Origin of the sequence: Duganella alba (genome assembly GCF_009674495.1) — a bacterium.
GTDB classification, from domain to species: domain Bacteria; phylum Pseudomonadota; class Gammaproteobacteria; order Burkholderiales; family Burkholderiaceae_D; genus Rugamonas; species Rugamonas alba.
Map to the genome: position 1 here is coordinate 35,212 of NZ_WKJN01000015.1, position 17,583 is coordinate 52,794.

The following is a 17,583-nucleotide window of genomic DNA, read 5'->3' on the forward strand; positions in this document are numbered from 1 at the left end:
CCTGCTTAGCCTCGCTGACGCGCACCCGGCTTGCGCCGAGCACGCGAGCATAAGGGCTAGCACAAGCCCCAGTCAAGTCTTAGTTGCCTTCCAAGAAGCTTTTCAGCTTGTCCGAACGGCTTGGGTGACGCAGCTTGCGCAAGGCCTTGGCTTCGATCTGACGAATCCGCTCGCGCGTCACGTCAAACTGCTTGCCGACTTCTTCCAGCGTGTGGTCGGTCGACATTTCGATACCGAAACGCATGCGCAGCACCTTGGCTTCGCGTGGCGTCAGCGAATCGAGCACGTCCTTGACCACGCCGCGCATCGAGGCGTGCAGCGCGGCGTCGGATGGCGCCAGCGTGTTGTTGTCCTCGATGAAATCGCCCAGGTGCGAATCGTCGTCGTCGCCGATCGGCGTCTCCATCGAAATCGGTTCCTTGGCGATCTTCATGATCTTGCGGATCTTGTCCTCTGGCATTTCCATCTTGATGGCCAGCGTTGCCGGGTCCGGCTCGGCGCCCGTCTCTTGCAGGATCTGGCGCGAGATGCGGTTCATCTTGTTGATGGTCTCGATCATGTGCACCGGAATCCGGATGGTGCGCGCCTGGTCGGCGATCGAGCGGGTGATGGCCTGACGAATCCACCACGTTGCATAGGTCGAGAACTTGTAGCCGCGGCGGTATTCGAACTTGTCCACCGCCTTCATCAGGCCGATGTTGCCTTCCTGGATCAGGTCGAGAAATTGCAGGCCGCGGTTGGTGTATTTCTTGGCGATCGAAATCACCAGGCGCAAGTTGGCCTCGGTCATTTCGCGCTTGGCCTTGCGCGCCTTCATTTCACCAGCCGCCATCTGGCGGTTGATGTTGCGCAAGTCCGGCAGCGGCAGCACCACGCGGGCTTGCAGGTCGATCAGGCGTTGCTGCAGCTCCTTGATGGTCGGGATGTTACGGCCCAGGATCGCGCTGTAGGCGTGGCCGGCGGCCACTTCGCCATCGACCCATTCCAGGTTGGTTTCATTGCCCGGGAAGACTTTGATGAAGTGGGCGCGCGGCATGCCGCACTTGTTCACCGCCACGTCCAGAATCTGCTTCTCGATGTGGCGCACTTCGTCCACCTGGCCGCGCAGCGTGTCACACAGCTTCTCGACCACCTTGGCGGTGAAGCGGATGCCCAGCAGTTCAGCCGAGATTGCTTCCTGCGCCTTAATGTAGGCCTTGGAGTTGTAGCCTTCCTTCTCGAAGGCGCGGCGCATCTTGTCGAACTGCAGGGAAATGGTGTCGAATTTTTCCAGCGAGGCGTTTTTCAGCGCCTCCAGCTGTTCGGCCGAGTAGCCGGCGGCAGCACCTGACGGGCTGGCTTCTTCCTCTTCCTCTTCTTCCTCTTCCTGCTCTTCTTCGTCCTCTTCGTCCTCGTCGCTGGCGGCGGCCGGGGCCGGCGGCGCGTCTTCGCTTTCGTCTACCAGGCCGTCGACAATTTCGTCGATCTTGATTTCATCGGCGCGGATACGGTCGGACGCGGCGATGATCTCGGCGATCGTCACCGGGCAGGCGGAGATCGCCTGGATCATGTCTTTCAGGCCGTCCTCGATGCGCTTGGCGATTTCGATCTCGCCTTCGCGGGTCAACAGCTCGACCGAACCCATCTCGCGCATATACATGCGGACCGGGTCGGTGGTGCGGCCGAAATCGGAATCGACGGTGGACAGCGCCGCTTCGGCAGCGGCCTCGGCTTCGTCGTCGGAGGTGACGGTGGCGACATTGTCGGACAGCAGCAGCGTCTCGGCATCGGGCGCGTGCTCGTAGACGGCGATGCCCATGTCGTTGAAAGTGCCGATAATGCCTTCGATCGCTTCCGGATCGACGATATTGTCGGGCAAATGGTCGTTGATCTCGGCATACGTGAGGAAGCCGCGTTCCTTGCCGAACTTGATCAGGGTCTTGAGTTTCTGGCGGCGGCGTTCGAGCTCTTCCTCGGTCGCTTCGGTGTCCGACGAGAAGGCGTCCTTCAGCAGCGCTTTTTCCTTGGCCTTGCGGTCCTTGGCCTTGGCCTTGTCGACCGCCTTCAGCTCGGCGCGTTCGACCGCGTTGAGCGCGGCGACTTCGTCGTTCTCAGGCTGGAATTCTTTCGGTTTGCGCCCGCGCCGGCCCGGCACTTTGACCGAAGGCAGCACGTAGCCCGAAGTATCGATCGCCGCCAGCGTGGCCGCGTCCGTGGTCTGGCTGACCACCGGCGGATTGCTGGCAACGCGCGTCTCCGGCTTGTCCGCCGTTTTAGCGGATTTTGCGCTCACTTTAGTCGGCTTTACAGCCGCTTTGGATTCAGGTTTCTTGATTGGCACAGGCGCTTTCGATTACGGATAAAGTTTCGATCCTAAGATCACTACGTCTTCGAACTTGCCGACTACACAAGTCCGACAATACTACGACTTACTTACACCTGGGTCAGGCCGACCTACACTATAGAACTCCGGGGAATTCTACTGCATCAGACACGTGCGTGGGGGCAAGAAACCGTGACTCGGTTAGATAGCAAACAGACTATTTGCTGAACCGTAGCTGGCCCTGGCCGCCGACACCCGTCCTTCCGCGTCGATCAAGAGCCTAACTCACTGAAAACAAACACACTCTGAACAGAAAAACGATGCCAAAACATACAACACTTAGCGTTTTATTATAGCACGTCACTTTTCAATTTCCAGAGGGAAGACCCGCAGGTCTGCCGTTGGAATAATGACAGAAACATTACGCAACAAAACGTCCTCCAACTTTAACGGGTAGGCAACTCCGCCTGCGCCTCGCGCAACAACTGGTCTTGCTGGGCGGTTAATTCCCGGTAGCGCACGCCGATCTCGTCGGACGACAGGCCGGCCGCGAACAACTGGCTCAACTCATGCTTCAAGGCATCGTGCTTGACCTGGCGGATCGCCGCCCGCAGCACCACGCGCTCGGTGTCGCGCTCGGTTTCCGGCTCCTTGACGATTTCCGCAATGATGCCGTCGTAGTCCTCGCCCTGCGATTTCAAATGCTGGGCAAAGGCGGCAAACGCGCCGCCCTCGCCCATCGCGCGCGCCGCCGCCAGCAGCTGCGCCAGGCGCTCGGCCGATTCCTGGCCGAAGAACTGGAACGCGGTCTGCGCGGCCTCGTCGATTTCCTGCGCCAGCGCCGGATGGGCGATCAGCAGACGCATGATCTGCAACTCCAGCCCTTTCGGCTGCGGCCGACCGCCGCGCGGCGGCGCGATCTTGGTCAGCGCCACCGGCTTGGCCAGCTCGAACAGCACTTCAATCTCCGACGGCGAGGTCTGCGTCAGCTGCGCCAGGCCGCGCACGATCTGCAGCCGCAGCGAGGTCGGCGTCATGGCCTGCAGCATCGGCTTGGCGTCGAACTGCGCGCGCGCCCGGCCTTCCGGGCTGTTCAGGTCATGCTCGCCGCAGGCTTCGCGGATCAGGAACTGCGACAGCGGCATCGCCTCGTGAATTTCCTGCTCGAACGCTTCCTTGCCGAATTCGCGCACATAGCTGTCCGGGTCGTGCTCGGTGGGCAGGAACAGGAACTTGATGGTCTTGTTGTCCGTCACGTGCGGCAGACAGGCTTCCAGCGCGCGCCGCGCGGCGCGGCGGCCGGCCTTGTCGCCGTCAAAACTGAAGATCACCGTGTCGGTCTGACGCAACAGTTTCTGCACATGGTGGGTGGTACAGGCGGTGCCCAGGGTCGCCACGGCTTGCGGGAAACCCATCTGCGCCAGCGCCACCACGTCCATATAGCCTTCCGTCACCAGCACATAGCCCGCATCGCGGATCGCCTGGCGCGCCTCGAACAAACCATACAGTTCGAAGCCCTTTGAAAATAAAGGCGTTTCGGGAGAATTCAAGTACTTCGGTTCGCCCTGGTCCATGACCCGGCCGCCAAAGGCGATGACCTGGCCCTTGGTATTTCTGATCGGGAACATCACGCGCTCGCGGAAGCGGTCGTAACGCTTGCGGTTGCCGCCGTCCTCGTCCACCTTGTCGATCACCAGGCCGGACTCGGCCAGCGCCACCACTTCGTAATCGGGAAACACGGAACGCAGGTTGTCCCAGCCGTGCGGCGCGTAGCCAAGGCCGAAACGGGCGGCGATTTCGCCGGTCAGCCCGCGTTTTTTCAGGTAGGCGATAGCGTCCGGCGCCGTGCGCAGTTGCTGCTTGTAAAAGTCGCTGGCGCGCGTCATGGCGTCGGTCAGGGCCATGCTCTGGGCTTGCATCTGCGCCCGTTGCGCCGGCGGAATCTTGTCGTCCTGATCCGGCACCACCATGCCGACGTTCTGCGCCAGTTCCTTGACGGCATCGACAAAGCCCATGCCGGAGTATTCGATCATGAAGCCGATCGAGGTGCCGTGCGCGCCGCAGCCGAAGCAGTGGTAAAACTGCTTGGTCGGGCTGACCGTGAAGCTGGGCGACTTTTCGTTGTGGAACGGGCACAGACCCATGTAGTTCGCGCCGCCCTTTTTGAGCTGCACGTAACGGCCGACCACGTCGACGATATCGACGCGGTTCAGCAAATCGGCGATAAAAGTTTGTGGTATCACAGGGCTGGACGGTCTTGTTATTGATCAGACTATACCGCCGCAATTTGACCCGCCTTGAGGCGCATCAAACGGCGGCGGCGGGTACTTACGCCGGGGTCAGCGCTTTTTTGACCAGGGCGGAGACGACGGTCATGTCGGCGCGGCCAGCCAGCTTCGGCTTGACGATGCCCATGACTTTGCCCATGTCCTGCGGACCGGCGGCGCCCGAGGCGGCCACGGCGGCAGCGACTTCGGCGGCGATTTCCTCGTCCGACAGGCCGGCAGGCATGTAGGTGGTCAACACGGCCAGTTCGGCTTTTTCGATGTCAGCCAGGTCGGCGCGGCCGCCGGCTTCGAACTGGGTGATCGAATCCTTGCGCTGCTTGATCATTTTTTCAATGATGGCGACGGTCTGCTCGTCGCTGACGTCGATGCGCTCGTCCACTTCCTTGCGTTTGATTTCCGCCAGGATCAGACGGATGGTCGCCAGGCGGCCAGCTTCTTTGGCACGCATTGCGTTCTTCATGTCTTCGGTGATTTGTTCTTTCAAGGCCATGGCGTTTCTTTCAAAGTGGTTGAAGAAAGTTGCTATAAACCGGCCGCAGCGAGGCGCGGCGCCGAAGACAGTACAACTAGTACGGCGAGGCGCCAGCAACGACGCTGCGGCCGGTTTATAGCGACTTTAAAAATGCGAAAACCCGCTGCGGCTAGCCGGAGCGGGTATCTCTTAGATGCCGCTAAACGCAACCGGCATGCGCCAGGTTGGTCTGCGTAAGCAATCTTAGAAGAGTTTTTTCGGCAGCTGTTGGCTGCGGATGCGTTTGTAGTGACGCTTTACTGCAGCAGCCAGCTTGCGCTTACGCTCAGCCGTTGGCTTTTCGTAGAACTCGCGTGCGCGCAGTTCGGTCAGCAGACCGGTTTTTTCGATGGTGCGTTTGAAGCGACGCATTGCGACTTCGAACGGCTCGTTTTCTTTAAGGCGAATAGTGGTCATGTAAAAATTCAAACCGTTGGAGGTTATAGGGAGACAGAGACTATAGCAGCTTTTTCCGAAAAATGGAAGCCACCAGCTGTCGGGAACAGCCAGACATGCGGCTTTCATAGGAAAAACAACACGGTGCAGACGGCCAGTATATCAGACCGCCTGGCCCGCCGCCACTCCGGAAGCCCAGGCCCACTGGAAGTTGTAGCCGCCCAACCACCCGGTCACGTCCACCGCTTCGCCGATGAAATACAGGCCCGGCACCTTGGTCACCATCATGGTCTGCTGCGACAGTTCGCGGGTATCGATGCCGCCGCGCGTGACTTCGGCCTTTTTGTAGCCTTCGGAACCGTTCGGCGTCAGCGACCACTGATTGATGGCGGCGCCCAGCTTGCGCAGTTGTGCATCCGGCAAGTCGGCCAGGCGCGCATCCAGCGCGAAACCGTGTGCCACGAGCAAACCTTCCGCCAGGCGGGTCGGCAGCCATTGCGCCAGCACATTGCCCAGCTGCTTCTTGATGGTGTTCTTGCCTTCGATCAGCGTGGCGGCCAGGTCCAGCTCCGGCAGCAGGTTGATGACGATCGGCGTGCCCGGCTGCCAGTACGAGGAAATCTGCAGAATCGCCGGGCCGGACAGGCCACGGTGGGTGAACAGCAAGTCTTCGCGGAAGCGCGCGCCGGTCGGGTTGCGGCCTTTCAGCGAGCCGGTTTCCACATCGACTTCCAGCGCGATGCCGGACATTTCCACGAACGGCGCCCACTGCTGGGCGTCGAAGGTCAGCGGCACCAGCGCCGGGCGCGGCTCGACCATGCGCAGCTCGAACTGCTGGGCCACGCGGTAGCCGAAGTCGGTGGCGCCGATTTTCGGGATCGACAGGCCACCGGTGGCGATCACCACGCTGGGCGCTTCGATCGTGCCGCTATCGGTTTCGATCACGAAGCCTTCCTCGCCCTGCGCCAGGCTTTCCACCTTGCACGGCATGCGCCAGTGGACGTCGCCGCCGGCGCACTCGTCTTTCAGCATTTCGATGATCTGTTCGGCGGAGTCGTCGCAGAACAGCTGGCCGCGATGTTTCTCGTGGTAGCCGATGCGGTGCTTCTTCACCAGCGCGACGAAGTCGGCCGGCGTGTAGCGCGACAAGGCGCTCTTGCAGAAGTGCGGATTTTCCGACAGGAAGTTGGCCGGGCCGGCGTTCACATTGGTGAAGTTGCAGCGGCCGCCGCCGGAAATGCGGATTTTCTCGGCCAGCTTGGTGGCGTGGTCGATCAGCACCACACGCAGGCCGCGCTGGGCGGCAGTGGCCGCGCACATCATGCCGGCCGCGCCTGCGCCGATTACCGCTACATCAAACTTTGCCATGGGATTCCCGTCGTTTCAGTGAAGGGGCGAGATTCTACTCTATCGGCTCGCTGACATGCTGGCGCGACAGAATGGTCCGCGCCACCAGCAGGCATTGCGCCACCTGTTCGGCGATCGGCGGCGGCACCGGCACCTCGCCGTCCAGCACCGACTGTATCCACGCCGCCGTGGTGGCCGCGTCCTTGTTTTCCGGCAGCAGCGGCAGCTCGCCGACCAATGTCTGCTTCGGCACCAGGGTCGTGCGCAGACCGCCGTGGAACCAGTCGATCTGCTGCGCCTTGTTGGCGTTGGCCACCGTTTCGCCTTCGGTGCCGCGCATCAGGAAGGCATCGCCGCGCTCGTGCAGCGCCGCCGTCGTGAAGTATTCGCCCAGCATTTCCAGGTATTCCGGGTGCGTGTACGACACCAGCCGCAACGCTGCACCGGCGAACGGCTGCATGATCTTGACCAGCGTGTGCGTCGAATTGCGCACGCCCAGCTTGCGTCGCAGCGACAGCAGGTAGGCCAGCTTGGGCGCCATGGTCTCGATGGTGATGAAGGCCGGCTTGCCCTGCGACATGGCCTCCTCCGCCTCGGAGCGATGGCGCGCCGCCGTCACGCCCAGCGCCGCAAACACTTCCGCCGTCGCCACGCGGCCCAGGTCGGTGGCGACGCCGTGCACCAGCACCGGCACGCCCTCGCGCGCCAGCAGCAAGGCCAGCAGCGGCGTCAGGTTGGCCATCTTGCGGGCGCCGTTGTAGGTCGGGATCACCACCGGGGCGAACTGGCCCGGCGGCGCGTTGAACGGCTCGAACGACCCTTCGGCCGCATCGAGGAAGCCGGCGATTTCCTCGACCGACTCGCCCTTGATGCGCATCGACAGCAGGATGCCGCCCAGTTCCAGATCGGAGACGCGGCCGTCCAGCATGGCCTGGTACAAATCGTGGGCGTCGTCGCGGCTCATGCTGCGGGCGCCATTCTTGCCGCGCCCTATTTCTTTGATGAAACGCGCGGCTGCAAAAGGTTCGGTGTTTGGTGTCATGACATCAGCTTAAACCACGAGCGTGCATTTCGGCTACACTATCTGTCCCCCGAAAATAAAACACTACTGTAGAGATCATGATTTCCCCAGACATTGAAAACGTCAACGTCACCTCGTTTGCTCCGATGCCGTCGCCGGAAGCCTTGCACAGCAAGCTGCCGCTGACCGATCTGGCTTCCGAGACCGTGATGAAGGGCCGCGACGCCCTGCGCAACATCATCGACCGCCAGGACAAGCGCCTGTTCGTGGTCGTCGGCCCATGCTCGATCCACGACCCGGTGGCCGGCCTGGACTATGCCCGCCGCCTGAAAGCCTTGCAGGCCGAAGTGGCCGACACCATGCTGCTGGTGATGCGCGTGTATTTCGAAAAGCCGCGCACCACCACCGGCTGGAAGGGGTATATCAATGATCCGGACATGGACGATTCGTTCCGCGTCAACGTCGGCATGGAAAAGGCGCGCCAGTTCCTGCTGGACGTGTGCGAACTGGGCCTGCCGACCGCCACCGAGGCGCTCGACCCGATCTCGCCGCAGTACCTGGGCGACCTGATCGCCTGGACCGCCATCGGCGCCCGCACCACCGAATCGCAGACCCACCGCGAAATGTCGTCCGGCCTGTCGACCCCGGTCGGCTTCAAGAACGGCACCGACGGCGACATCAGCATCGCCATCAACGCCATCCTGTCGTCGGCGCATCCGCACTCCTTCCTGGGCATCAATGCGCAGGGCAATGTGTCGATCGTGCGCACCCGCGGCAACGCTTACGGCCACGTGGTGCTGCGCGGCGGCGATGGCCGTCCGAACTACGACTCGGTGTCGATCGCGATCGCCGAACAGTCGCTGGCCAAGGCCAAGCTGCCGGCCAACCTGGTGGTGGACTGCTCGCACGCCAACAGCTACAAGAAACCGGAACTGCAACCGCTGGTGATGGCGGACGTGATCCATCAAATCGTCCAGGGCAACAAGTCGCTGGTGGGCGTGATGATCGAGTCGAACATCGTCGGCGGCAACCAGAAGATCCCGGCCGACCTGAGCCAGCTGAAGTACGGCTGCTCGGTCACCGACGGCTGCATCGACTGGGAAACCACCGAGCAGATGCTGCGCGACGCGCACAAGCAGCTGCTGGGCCGTCCCTAAAACCCGCACACCGCTGCGGCCGGGGTCTGACCCCGTACGGGGTCAGACCCCTTCTGCCTTGGGGTGAAAGGATGCGCTTGGATAGCGCGGGGCTGTTTTTGACGTTGGGTTTCAGTAGCAGTAGGCCACCAGGCTGGTGGCCACGCCAAACGTCCCCGCCAGCGCCGCCTCGGCCTTGCTGGCCGGGGCGCTCAGTTCCTCCAGGTCCAGATAGACCCGGCAATTTTCCACCTTCACCGAATACCGGCGCGCGCCACTGAAGCGGGCATCGGCGCCCTGGCACTCCAGCACGGCATGCACGCTGTCCTCGTCGGAGCGGTACAGCGCCACGCCCGGCAACTCCTGCCATGCCAGCCCGCGCGGCACCAGGCGCACGCCGCCGTCAAGTGGCACTTCCTTCACTTTGCAGATCAATTTCCATTGTGCGGACATGGTTCCTCCTACGCTTTGCTTACTTTATAAGCAAAACCGATGCCATCGAATTTCTGGCCATTTGGCAAAATTCCGCACCCGGCCAGTGCGGTCCGGCGCGCTGCTGGTGCATGCTTGCACGCACTTTCCATTACAATGGCGGATTCCCCTTTTGAAATCTGCTGCTTCCATGATCGTTCTTGGCGTTGAATCCTCCTGTGACGAAACCGGCCTGGCGTTGTACGACACGCAACACGGCCTGCTGTCCCACGCCCTGCATTCGCAGGTCGCCATGCACGAGGAATACGGCGGCGTGGTGCCGGAGCTGGCCTCGCGCGACCACATCCGCCGCGCCATTCCGCTGCTGACGCAGACGCTGGAACAGGCCGGCAAGACGCTGGACGACATCGACGCCATCGCCTACACCCAAGGCCCCGGCTTGGCCGGCGCGCTGCTGGTCGGCTCGTCGGTGGCCTGCAGCCTGGGCCTGGCGATGGACAAGCCGGTGCTGGGCGTGCACCACCTGGAAGGCCATCTGCTGTCGCCGCTGCTGGCGTCGGAGCCGCCGGAATTCCCCTTCATCGCGCTGCTGGTGTCGGGCGGCCACACGCAGCTGATGCGGGTGGACGGCGTCGGCCAGTACACGCTGCTGGGCGAAACGCTGGACGACGCCGCCGGCGAAGCCTTCGACAAGTCGGCCAAGCTGCTGGGCCTGGGCTATCCGGGCGGCCCGGCGATTTCGCGCCTGGCCGAATTCGGCGACCCGGCGGCCTACAAGCTGCCGCGCCCGATGATGCACACCAAGGATTTCAACTTCAGCTTCTCCGGCCTGAAAACGGCGGTGCTGACGGTGGTGAAGAACCACGAGGAAAAAGTCATCGCCAACATCTGCGAACAGGACAAGGCCAACATCGCGCGCGGCTTCGTCGATGCGATCGTGGAAGTGTTGACGGCGAAATGCGTGTCGGCGCTCAAGCACACCGGCCTGAAGCGGCTGGTGATCGCCGGCGGCGTGGGTGCGAACGCCCAGCTGCGCGCGTCGCTGAACGCGGCGGCGGCCAAGAAGCGGTTCAAGGTCTACTACCCTGAGCTGGAATTCTGCACCGATAACGGCGCGATGATCGCGTTCGCAGGCGCCCGGCGCCTGATGATCAATCCGGACGCTGCGAAGAAGGATTACTCGTTCAACGTGCGGCCACGCTGGCCGCTCGACGAGCTCAAGGTTATTTAAGTCGACGCGAAGGCCATGCCGGCGAGCACCGCCAGGCCGACCAGCGGCACCCAGTACTTGGCCTTGCCTTTGCTCAGGCTGACGCCACGGGCGGCGATGCGCTCGCTGCGCAGGCGATGTTCGTCGGCAGGCGATTCGTGCACGACGGTCTTGTTGTCTTTTTCAGTTGCGGTATTCATAACAGCCTCCATGTAATCGATCATCGTCCTTTCTGGAGGGCAATGCAATTGTTGTGCCAACCAAATAGGCAGAAAGCTGCCTAGTCAGGTGGATTCTAGGCGCTTTTGTGGTGAAGTTGCCACACGATATAACGCTTCGAGCACCGCAACCGTGCACACACGCACCTATTTCCGCAGTTATCTTGCTTTCGCCGCATTGACAGCCCGGCGCTGGCCTTGCAGCCGCAATGGCGCCTGCTCCGAGACAAAATCGATGAAATGCCGCACCCGCAGCGGCATCTGCGTGCGCTGCTGGTAGTACATGAACACGCCGCGATTCGCCGTGATGGTCTGGGTCAGCAGGGGCACCAGCGTGCCGGCGGCCAGCTCGCGCTCGATCATGAACACCGGCACCTGGCCGATGCCGGTCCCGCACAGCACCGACGCCAGCTCCCCTTCCACCGTATTGAAACTGGCCACCGCCGGCACGTCCTGGTAGACGGTGGCGCCGTCGACGTGCAGCTCCCACGGCATCATGCGACCGGTGTTGGGATGGCGGAAGCCGGTGCAGCGATGGCGCGCCAGGTCGGCCACCGTGCGCGGCACGCCGAAGCGCTCCAGATAGCCGGGCGTGGCGCACACCAGCAGCATCATGTCGCCCAGCGCCCGCGCCACCAGGTTGCGCTCGGGCGGACCGCCGGCGCGGAAGCCGACGTCGATCTTGCTTTCCACCAGATCGGTGAAGTGGTCGTCCAGCTGGATGTCGAAATGGGTGCCGGGATAGCGCTGCTGGAACTCCTGCAGCAACGGCACGATGATGGCGTTGCCGATCGAGGTCGGCGCCGCCAGCCGGATCAGCCCATCGACTTCCAGCCGGCTGCTCTGGATCTGCTCCAGCGCCTCGTCCAGCAGGCGCAGGCCGGGGTTGGCCAGCTCGAACAGCCGCGCGCCGTCGTCGGTCAGACTCAGGCTGCGCGTGGTGCGGTGAAACAGCCGCACGCCCAGATGCTCCTCCAGCTGCCGCACCGCCTTGCTGACCGCCTGCGGCGTCAGACCCGCATCCACCGCCGCCTGGCTGAAGCTTTTGGCGCGCACCACGCCGATGAACAAACTGATGACCCGGGCTTTATCCATAGTTTTTATTTACAACCAAAAGGTGAAAATCAAACAGCTTTCCCATGGCTAGTGTAGCAGGTAACGGCGGCCTAAACTTGCCTCCATCAACTCACACACCGAAAGGAAATCATCATGACTGGCACTGCACAAAAAGTTTGGTTCATCACCGGCGCATCGCGCGGCTTCGGCGTCCTGACGGCGCAAAAAGCGCTGGAACGCGGCGACCTGGTGGTGGCCACCGCGCGCGATCCGCAAACCGTCACCGCCGCGCTGGGCGAGCATCCCAACCTGCTGGCGCTGCGGCTGGACGTCAAGCTGGAAGCCCAGGCCATCACCGCCACGCAACAAGCGGTGGCGCGCTTCGGCCGCATCGACGTCCTGGTCAACAATGCCGGCTACGGCCTGCTGGGCGCGGTGGAAGAAGCCAGCGGCGAGGAAGTGCGCGCCGTGTACGAGACCAACGTCTTCGGCCTGCTCAACGTCACCCGCGCCGTGCTGCCGGTGATGCGCCGCCAGGGCAGCGGGCATGTCATCAACATCTCGTCGGTGGGCGGCTACTCGTCGTATGCCGGCTGGGGCGTGTACGGCTCCACCAAGTTCGCGGTTGAAGGCTTGAGCGAGGCGCTGGCGATGGAGCTGGAACCGCTGAACATCCAGGTCACCGTGGTGGAACCGGGCTTCTTCCGCACCGACTTCCTCGACACGACCTCGCTGGTATCCACGCGCGACCGCATCGATTCGTATGCCGCCACGGTCGGCGCCATGCGCTCGTTCGCGGCGGACGTGAATCACGCGCAGCCCGGCGATCCAACGAAGCTGGCCGGCGCCCTGCTGCAACTGGCCGACAGCGCCACGCCGCCGGTGCGCCTGCAACTGGGCTCGGACACGGTGCAGCGCGTGCGCGCCAAAAACCAGTTCGTCGAAAAAGAGATGGCGGAGTGGCTGGACCTCGCCCTCTCCACCGACCACGTTTAATTCAGCAGATCCGCGCGTGGATAGCCCCATGCCGGCACGCCAGCCGGGCATGGGGCGGTTGGCGAAATATGCAGCGTGGTGAAGTTGCCGCGCGGCGTGGTGGCGAAGCGGTAATCGGACAGCATGCCATCGGCCAGCAGCGGCATGCGGCCGAAGCGCAGCCAGGCGTCAGCCTGGCAGTTGCTGGCCTTCAGCGCGCGCAGCTCCTGCACGCTGCCGGTCACTGTCGCCGGCGACGCCGACAGCCCGGCCGGACAGGTCACGTCCGCCAGTTGGGCCACGCCGCCGCGCATGCGGTACTGCGCGCCGGCGACTTCCATGGTGATGTAGCTCCAGCACAGCGGCTGCGACGGGAAGGCCGTCAGCGCCACGTCCAGCACCTGCACATCCGGATTCATGGCCTTCACGGCCGCCGTGATTTGCGTCCGCGCCGCGTGCGAGGCCGCGCCCTGCACGCCGATGAAGGCAACGCTGACGCCCAGCGCCAGCATTATGCCGGCGCGACCCTGCGGTCCGGAGCGCCACTGCGTCCAGCCACACACCAGCCCAATCAGCAGCAGCACCGCGAACGAAGTCCAGCCGAGATAACCGCGCGCGGCAAACGCCACCAGCGCCCCAAACAGCACCACCAGCCCGCCAATACGCAGCCCACGCCAGCGCATGATCAGCGCCATCGGCACGCCGATCGCCACCCAGAACAAGGGCTCGACGATGAACACCATGTCGCCATACAGCCAGCGCCCGTCGAACGGATACCACGGATGCACGCCATACGAATTGGTGAAGTCCATCAGCAGATGCAGCGCAAAGCCGAGACCTATGCTCCACGCCAGACCAAGCCGCGCCGGCCGGCTGACGCGCAGCAGCGTCCGCGCCGACGGCCAGCATAGCCACAGCAGAGCCGCCAGCAGCAAGGCCTGCGGCACCGCCCATAGCGCCGTGTGGGTATGGCCACGATGGTTGAGCAGATAGCCCAGCGGATCGGGCAGCAGCCGGGTCAGAAAAAGGTCCAGGTCGGGAAAGTTGCTGGCCAGCGCGCAGGACACCAGCAGCAGCCGATGCCGCACGCGCTGCGCCGCGCTGTCCACTTCCGCCGGCAAGCTGCGGTGCACAAGCTCGCCGACGCCAAATCCGATAATGCTATGGGTGATGTTATCCATCCGCATCCTGGTCCAGCAGCTGCTCCAGCCGCTTTGGGTAATGATTGAGAAAGTCGCGCGTGACGGCGTAGTGTTCCGTGTCTTCGTAGGCCACTTCGGTGATGCCGGTGCCGTCGAACAGCAGGATCTTCGCGTTCGGATACGCCAACAGAATCGGCGAGTGGGTGGCGATGATGAATTGCGATTCCTGCCGCACCAGCTGATCGATCACCCGCAGCGCCGCCAGCTGGCGGTTGGGCGACAGCGCCGCCTCCGGCTCGTCCAGCAGATACAGGCCGTTGCCGCGAAAGGTATCGACCAGCACCGACATGAACGCCTCGCCGTGCGAGCGCGCATGCAGCGACTTGACACTCGCCGCACTGCGTTCGTCAAGCTCGTCCAGCCTGGTCGCAACGTTGTGAAAGCTCTCGGCGCGAAAGAAGTAGCGGTCGCGCGGCGTCTTGAAGCTCTTCGACAGGCGCAGCGACTGGAACAGCGGCGCCGCCTCCTGCGCCGTATTCAGGTTGAAGACATTGCGGCTGCCGCCGTCGATGCTGAAGCCCAGCGCCAGCGCGATCGCTTCCAGCAGCGTCGACTTGCCGGCGCCGTTCTCGCCGATGAAGAAGGTCACGTCCGGATGAAAATCCAGCGACGACAGGTCGCGCACCGCAGGCACGCGGTAAGGATGGCGCTCCCAGTCGACGTCATCGCCAAACAGCGCCGTAATCCTTTGCAGATACGGCTTGGCCAGCAATCCCACTAGCGCTGCACCTCGACGCCGCGCCAGAACGCCACATGGTCCTTGATCTGCGCCGCCTTCTCGGAAGGCTCCGGGTAGTACCAGGCCGCGTTCTCATTGACCTTGCCGTTCACGTTCAGCGAGTAGTAGCTGGCCAGGCCTTTCCACGGACAGCGCGAGGTGTGGCTGCTCGCCTGCAGATACTCGCGCTTCACGCTCGACGGCGGGAAGTAGACATTGTTCTCAACGATTTCAACCTCGTCGTCGTTCGCCTGCGCGATGACGACGCCATTCCAGCTAGCGGTAGGCATGACCAGTCTCCTTTATGTGGCGCCGCACTCCACGCGATTGCGGCCGCCGTGCTTGGCGCGGTACAGCGCGGTGTCGGCCTGCCGCAGCAGGCTTTCCGCATCGGCGATTTCCATGTGATCGAACGAACCGACGCCCAGGCTGGCCGTCACGTGCACCGGCAGCGTGCCGGCGTAATGCACCTGCGCCTCGATCTTGGCGCGCAGCGTTTCAGCGAACTTGCAGGCGCCTTCCAGCGGCGTCGATGGCAGGATCACGCACAGCTCCTCGCCGCCGTAGCGGCCGGGAATGTCGATCACCCGCACGTTCTCGCGCAGCAGCTTGCCCAGGGAAGTCAGCACCTGGTCGCCCACCGCGTGGCCATGTTCGTCGTTGATTTTCTTGAAGTGATCGAGGTCGATCATCACCGCCGACAGCGGCGAGCGGAAACGCTTGGCGCGCGCCGTCTCGAACTTCAGGCGGTGCAGCAGCGAGCGGCGGTTGTGCAGGCCGGTCAGGTCGTCGGTGGTGGCCAGCATTTCCAGCTCGCGCACCGTCGCCTCCAGCGTTTTCTCGTTGGCGCGCAGTTCGATCAGCGCCATCACCTGGCGCGCCAGCTTGGCCAGCACGGCGCGCTTGTCGTCGCTCAGGCGGCCCGGCCGCGTGTCCAGCACGCACAGCGTGCCGATGGCGAAACCGTCGGACGAGGTCAGCGCCACGCTGCTGTACATGCGCATATACGGTTCGCTGATGGTCAGGCGCATCTGCGACGTGCGCGGGTCCAGCCGCAGGTCGGGGATTTCGGTGGCGGCGTCGCCCAGCACCGCCAGCGAGCAGTAGCTCTCGCCGCGCGGCAGTTCGCCCATGTGCATGCCGGCGCAGGATTTGATCCACACGCGCTCGGCGTCGACCAGCGAGATGAAGGCGTAAGGCACCTCGCAGATTTTCGCCGCCAGTTCGGTCAGGAAGCTGAAGTCTTCGCAGGCGGGGGTGTCGAGGATGTGGTAGCGGTGCAGCGCGGCCAGGCGGAAATTATCGGCCGGCGATTTGGCGGTAAACAGCGTGTGTACTTTTTCTGCGGCCAGCATGGGCTTCCCTGGATAGTGACAACGGTCTCTTACCCAGGGAGTTTATAGCAAAACAAGATCGGCGGGAGCCGAGACGCCCGCCTGGCTGGCACTTTTTATGCCGATTTGGCCATAATGTCGCGCAGCGCTTTTTCAAACACAGCCGCCGGCTGGCCGCCGGAGATCAGGTGGCGCTCGTTGATGATCACGGCCGGCACCGAGTTGATGCCGTGGCGGTGGAAGAATTCCTCCGCATGGCGCACGTCGCCCGCGTATTCGCCGGAGTGCAGCACCTGGCGCGCCGCTTCCTTGTCCAGGCCCACTTCGCCGGCCAGGTACACCAGCACCTCGTGCGCGCTCGGGTCCAGGCCCTGCGTGAAGTAGGCCTTGAACAGCGCCTCCTTCAGTTCCTTCTGCTTGCCCTGCAGGCCGGCCCAGTGCAGCAGGCGGTGGGCGTCGAAGGTGTTGTAGATGCGGCCACGCTTGTCCATCGCGAACTCGAAGCCGACGTCGGCGCCGCGCGAACGGATCATCTCGCGCGCCTGTTGCTGCTGCTCCGGCGTCGAACCGTATTTTTCGGTCAGGTGCTCGCCGATGTCTTGGCCTTCCGGCGGCATGGCGGCGTTCAGCTCGAACGGCTGGAAGTGGATGGTGACGTCGGCGTCGTCGCCGATGGCGGCCAGCGCCTTGTCCAGCGACTTCAGGCCGATGGCGCACCATGGGCAGGAGACGTCGGAGACGAAATCGATTTTCAGCGGAGTAGCCATTTATTTACCTTTCTTCTTGGCCGCATCCTTGCTCTTGCTGCCGATGCGGCTTTCCTTCCCGGCGATCAGGTTGGAGATATTTTTTGCGTGACGGAAAACCAACAGCACGCTCATGATGAACACGGCGGCCAGCTGCGGCTCCACACCGAACAATAAACCATAATAGAACGGCGCGAACACGGCCGCGATCAGGGCCGCCAGCGACGAATAGCGGAAGGCGAACGCCACCACCGCCCATGTCACCAAGGTGGCGACGCCCAGCCAAACATTCAAGCCCAGCAGCACGCCGGCCGCCGTCGCCACGCCCTTGCCGCCGACAAAGCGGAAGAATACCGGCCACAGGTGGCCCAGGAACACCGCCAGCGCCACCAGCGCCACGGTGGCGTCGCCGACGCCGAGCCGCTCCTGGAAGTAGATCGCCAGCCACACGGCCAGCCAGCCCTTGAAGGCGTCGCCCAGCAGGGTGACGATGGCGGCGGCCTTATTGCCGCTGCGCAACACATTGGTGGCGCCGGGATTTTTCGAGCCGTAGGTGCGCGGATCGGCCAGGCCGAACAACTTGCTGCTGACAACGGCAAATGAGATCGAGCCGATCAGGTAGGCGGCCACGGTCATCCAAACTGTATTCATCTTTTCCTCAAATTCTTGTTATCGCCCGGAAAGGGCTGCT

Annotated in this window: 18 protein-coding genes; 3 read left to right on the plus strand and 15 right to left on the minus strand. The window is 63.2% G+C overall.

What is annotated here, in order from left to right; genetic code table 11:
• Nucleotides 1-79: 79 nt before the first annotated feature.
• From rpoD to ybiB, 6 genes are all read right to left on the minus strand, one after another.
• The gene (rpoD, locus tag GJ695_RS16095) at nt 80-2,320 is read right to left on the minus strand and encodes an RNA polymerase sigma factor RpoD (RefSeq protein ID WP_166455241.1); all 2,241 of its coding nucleotides are present in this window, start codon (nt 2,318-2,320) and stop codon (nt 80-82) included.
• Nucleotides 2,321-2,748: 428 nt separating this feature from the next.
• Complete coding sequence (gene dnaG, locus GJ695_RS16100) at nt 2,749-4,545, minus strand: DNA primase (protein WP_166455240.1); 1,797 nt, start codon at nt 4,543-4,545, stop codon at nt 2,749-2,751.
• An 85-nt stretch (nt 4,546-4,630) separates the two neighbouring features.
• Nucleotides 4,631-5,080, minus strand: a complete 450-nt coding sequence (locus GJ695_RS16105; protein ID WP_154358297.1) for a GatB/YqeY domain-containing protein — start codon at nt 5,078-5,080, stop codon at nt 4,631-4,633.
• 225 nt (nt 5,081-5,305) lie between these two features.
• Complete coding sequence (rpsU, locus tag GJ695_RS16110) at nt 5,306-5,518, minus strand: 30S ribosomal protein S21 (protein ID WP_008451879.1); 213 nt, start codon at nt 5,516-5,518, stop codon at nt 5,306-5,308.
• A 141-nt stretch (nt 5,519-5,659) separates the two neighbouring features.
• Nucleotides 5,660-6,865, minus strand: a complete 1,206-nt coding sequence (locus GJ695_RS16115; RefSeq protein WP_154366427.1) for a BaiN/RdsA family NAD(P)/FAD-dependent oxidoreductase — start codon at nt 6,863-6,865, stop codon at nt 5,660-5,662.
• A 34-nt stretch (nt 6,866-6,899) separates the two neighbouring features.
• Complete coding sequence (gene ybiB / locus GJ695_RS16120; RefSeq protein WP_154366429.1) at nt 6,900-7,886, minus strand: DNA-binding protein YbiB; 987 nt, start codon at nt 7,884-7,886, stop codon at nt 6,900-6,902.
• Nucleotides 7,887-7,963: 77 nt separating this feature from the next.
• Here ybiB and GJ695_RS16125 point away from each other — a divergent pair, with 77 nt between their 5' ends.
• A complete protein-coding gene (locus tag GJ695_RS16125) occupies nt 7,964-9,022 on the plus strand; it encodes a 3-deoxy-7-phosphoheptulonate synthase (protein ID WP_154366431.1) in 1,059 nt (352 codons plus the stop codon).
• 111 nt (nt 9,023-9,133) lie between these two features.
• Here GJ695_RS16125 and GJ695_RS16130 read toward each other — a convergent pair whose 3' ends face one another.
• Entirely contained in the window at nt 9,134-9,454 is a 321-nt protein-coding gene (locus GJ695_RS16130) for a hypothetical protein (RefSeq protein WP_154366433.1), read from the minus strand.
• A 169-nt stretch (nt 9,455-9,623) separates the two neighbouring features.
• Between GJ695_RS16130 and tsaD the strand changes: the two genes are divergently transcribed.
• The gene (gene tsaD / locus GJ695_RS16135) at nt 9,624-10,664 is read left to right on the plus strand and encodes a tRNA (adenosine(37)-N6)-threonylcarbamoyltransferase complex transferase subunit TsaD (RefSeq protein ID WP_154358292.1); all 1,041 of its coding nucleotides are present in this window, start codon (nt 9,624-9,626) and stop codon (nt 10,662-10,664) included.
• Here tsaD and GJ695_RS16140 read toward each other — a convergent pair.
• On the minus strand, nt 10,661-10,843 hold the full coding sequence (locus GJ695_RS16140) for a hypothetical protein (protein ID WP_154366435.1): 183 nt from the start codon (nt 10,841-10,843) through the stop codon (nt 10,661-10,663). The two genes, tsaD and GJ695_RS16140, sit on opposite strands and share 4 nt — an antisense overlap.
• Nucleotides 10,844-11,020: 177 nt before the next feature.
• Complete coding sequence (locus GJ695_RS16145; protein WP_154366437.1) at nt 11,021-11,956, minus strand: LysR family transcriptional regulator; 936 nt, start codon at nt 11,954-11,956, stop codon at nt 11,021-11,023.
• A 114-nt stretch (nt 11,957-12,070) separates the two neighbouring features.
• Between GJ695_RS16145 and GJ695_RS16150 the strand changes: the two genes are divergently transcribed.
• Nucleotides 12,071-12,913, plus strand: a complete 843-nt coding sequence (locus tag GJ695_RS16150) for an oxidoreductase (protein WP_154366438.1) — start codon at nt 12,071-12,073, stop codon at nt 12,911-12,913.
• Here GJ695_RS16150 and GJ695_RS16155 read toward each other — a convergent pair.
• From GJ695_RS16155 to plsY, 6 genes are all read right to left on the minus strand, one after another.
• Nucleotides 12,910-14,073, minus strand: coding sequence for a metal-dependent hydrolase (locus GJ695_RS16155; protein ID WP_154366440.1), 1,164 nt, complete (start codon nt 14,071-14,073; stop codon nt 12,910-12,912). The genes GJ695_RS16150 and GJ695_RS16155 overlap by 4 nt on opposite strands.
• Nucleotides 14,066-14,812 (minus strand): AAA family ATPase, encoded by a 747-nt coding sequence (locus GJ695_RS16160; protein ID WP_166455239.1) that lies wholly within the window; start codon nt 14,810-14,812, stop codon nt 14,066-14,068. Before GJ695_RS16160 ends, GJ695_RS16155 begins: the two co-directional genes overlap by 8 nt.
• Nucleotides 14,812-15,102, minus strand: coding sequence for a DUF427 domain-containing protein (locus GJ695_RS16165; RefSeq protein ID WP_154358287.1), 291 nt, complete (start codon nt 15,100-15,102; stop codon nt 14,812-14,814). Before GJ695_RS16165 ends, GJ695_RS16160 begins: the two co-directional genes overlap by 1 nt.
• Nucleotides 15,103-15,114: 12 nt before the next feature.
• Nucleotides 15,115-16,167, minus strand: coding sequence for a sensor domain-containing diguanylate cyclase (locus GJ695_RS16170; protein WP_154366442.1), 1,053 nt, complete (start codon nt 16,165-16,167; stop codon nt 15,115-15,117).
• A gap of 95 nt (nt 16,168-16,262) precedes the next feature.
• The gene (locus GJ695_RS16175) at nt 16,263-16,913 is read right to left on the minus strand and encodes a DsbA family oxidoreductase (protein ID WP_154366444.1); all 651 of its coding nucleotides are present in this window, start codon (nt 16,911-16,913) and stop codon (nt 16,263-16,265) included.
• Nucleotides 16,914-17,543 (minus strand): glycerol-3-phosphate 1-O-acyltransferase PlsY, encoded by a 630-nt coding sequence (gene plsY, locus GJ695_RS16180; protein WP_154366446.1) that lies wholly within the window; start codon nt 17,541-17,543, stop codon nt 16,914-16,916.
• Between the last annotated feature and the right edge of the window lie 40 nt (nt 17,544-17,583).

What these genes read in the sequence shown, in the direction of transcription:
- GJ695_RS16105 (WP_154358297.1), bottom strand. Translation starts at nt 5,080, where the DNA reads ATGGCCTTGAAAGAACAAATCACCGAAGACATGAAGAACGCAATGCGT.
- rpsU (WP_008451879.1), bottom strand. Translation starts at nt 5,518, where the DNA reads ATGACCACTATTCGCCTTAAAGAAAACGAGCCGTTCGAAGTCGCAATG.
- plsY (WP_154366446.1), bottom strand. Translation starts at nt 17,543, where the DNA reads ATGAATACAGTTTGGATGACCGTGGCCGCCTACCTGATCGGCTCGATC.
- GJ695_RS16150 (WP_154366438.1), top strand. Translation starts at nt 12,071, where the DNA reads ATGACTGGCACTGCACAAAAAGTTTGGTTCATCACCGGCGCATCGCGC.
- GJ695_RS16125 (WP_154366431.1), top strand. Translation starts at nt 7,964, where the DNA reads ATGATTTCCCCAGACATTGAAAACGTCAACGTCACCTCGTTTGCTCCG.
- ybiB (WP_154366429.1), bottom strand. Translation starts at nt 7,886, where the DNA reads ATGACACCAAACACCGAACCTTTTGCAGCCGCGCGTTTCATCAAAGAA.
- GJ695_RS16175 (WP_154366444.1), bottom strand. Translation starts at nt 16,913, where the DNA reads ATGGCTACTCCGCTGAAAATCGATTTCGTCTCCGACGTCTCCTGCCCA.
- GJ695_RS16145 (WP_154366437.1), bottom strand. Translation starts at nt 11,956, where the DNA reads ATGGATAAAGCCCGGGTCATCAGTTTGTTCATCGGCGTGGTGCGCGCC.
- GJ695_RS16115 (WP_154366427.1), bottom strand. Translation starts at nt 6,865, where the DNA reads ATGGCAAAGTTTGATGTAGCGGTAATCGGCGCAGGCGCGGCCGGCATG.
- GJ695_RS16155 (WP_154366440.1), bottom strand. Translation starts at nt 14,073, where the DNA reads ATGGATAACATCACCCATAGCATTATCGGATTTGGCGTCGGCGAGCTT.
- GJ695_RS16140 (WP_154366435.1), bottom strand. Translation starts at nt 10,843, where the DNA reads ATGAATACCGCAACTGAAAAAGACAACAAGACCGTCGTGCACGAATCG.
- GJ695_RS16165 (WP_154358287.1), bottom strand. Translation starts at nt 15,102, where the DNA reads ATGCCTACCGCTAGCTGGAATGGCGTCGTCATCGCGCAGGCGAACGAC.
- GJ695_RS16170 (WP_154366442.1), bottom strand. Translation starts at nt 16,167, where the DNA reads ATGCTGGCCGCAGAAAAAGTACACACGCTGTTTACCGCCAAATCGCCG.
- tsaD (WP_154358292.1), top strand. Translation starts at nt 9,624, where the DNA reads ATGATCGTTCTTGGCGTTGAATCCTCCTGTGACGAAACCGGCCTGGCG.
- GJ695_RS16130 (WP_154366433.1), bottom strand. Translation starts at nt 9,454, where the DNA reads ATGTCCGCACAATGGAAATTGATCTGCAAAGTGAAGGAAGTGCCACTT.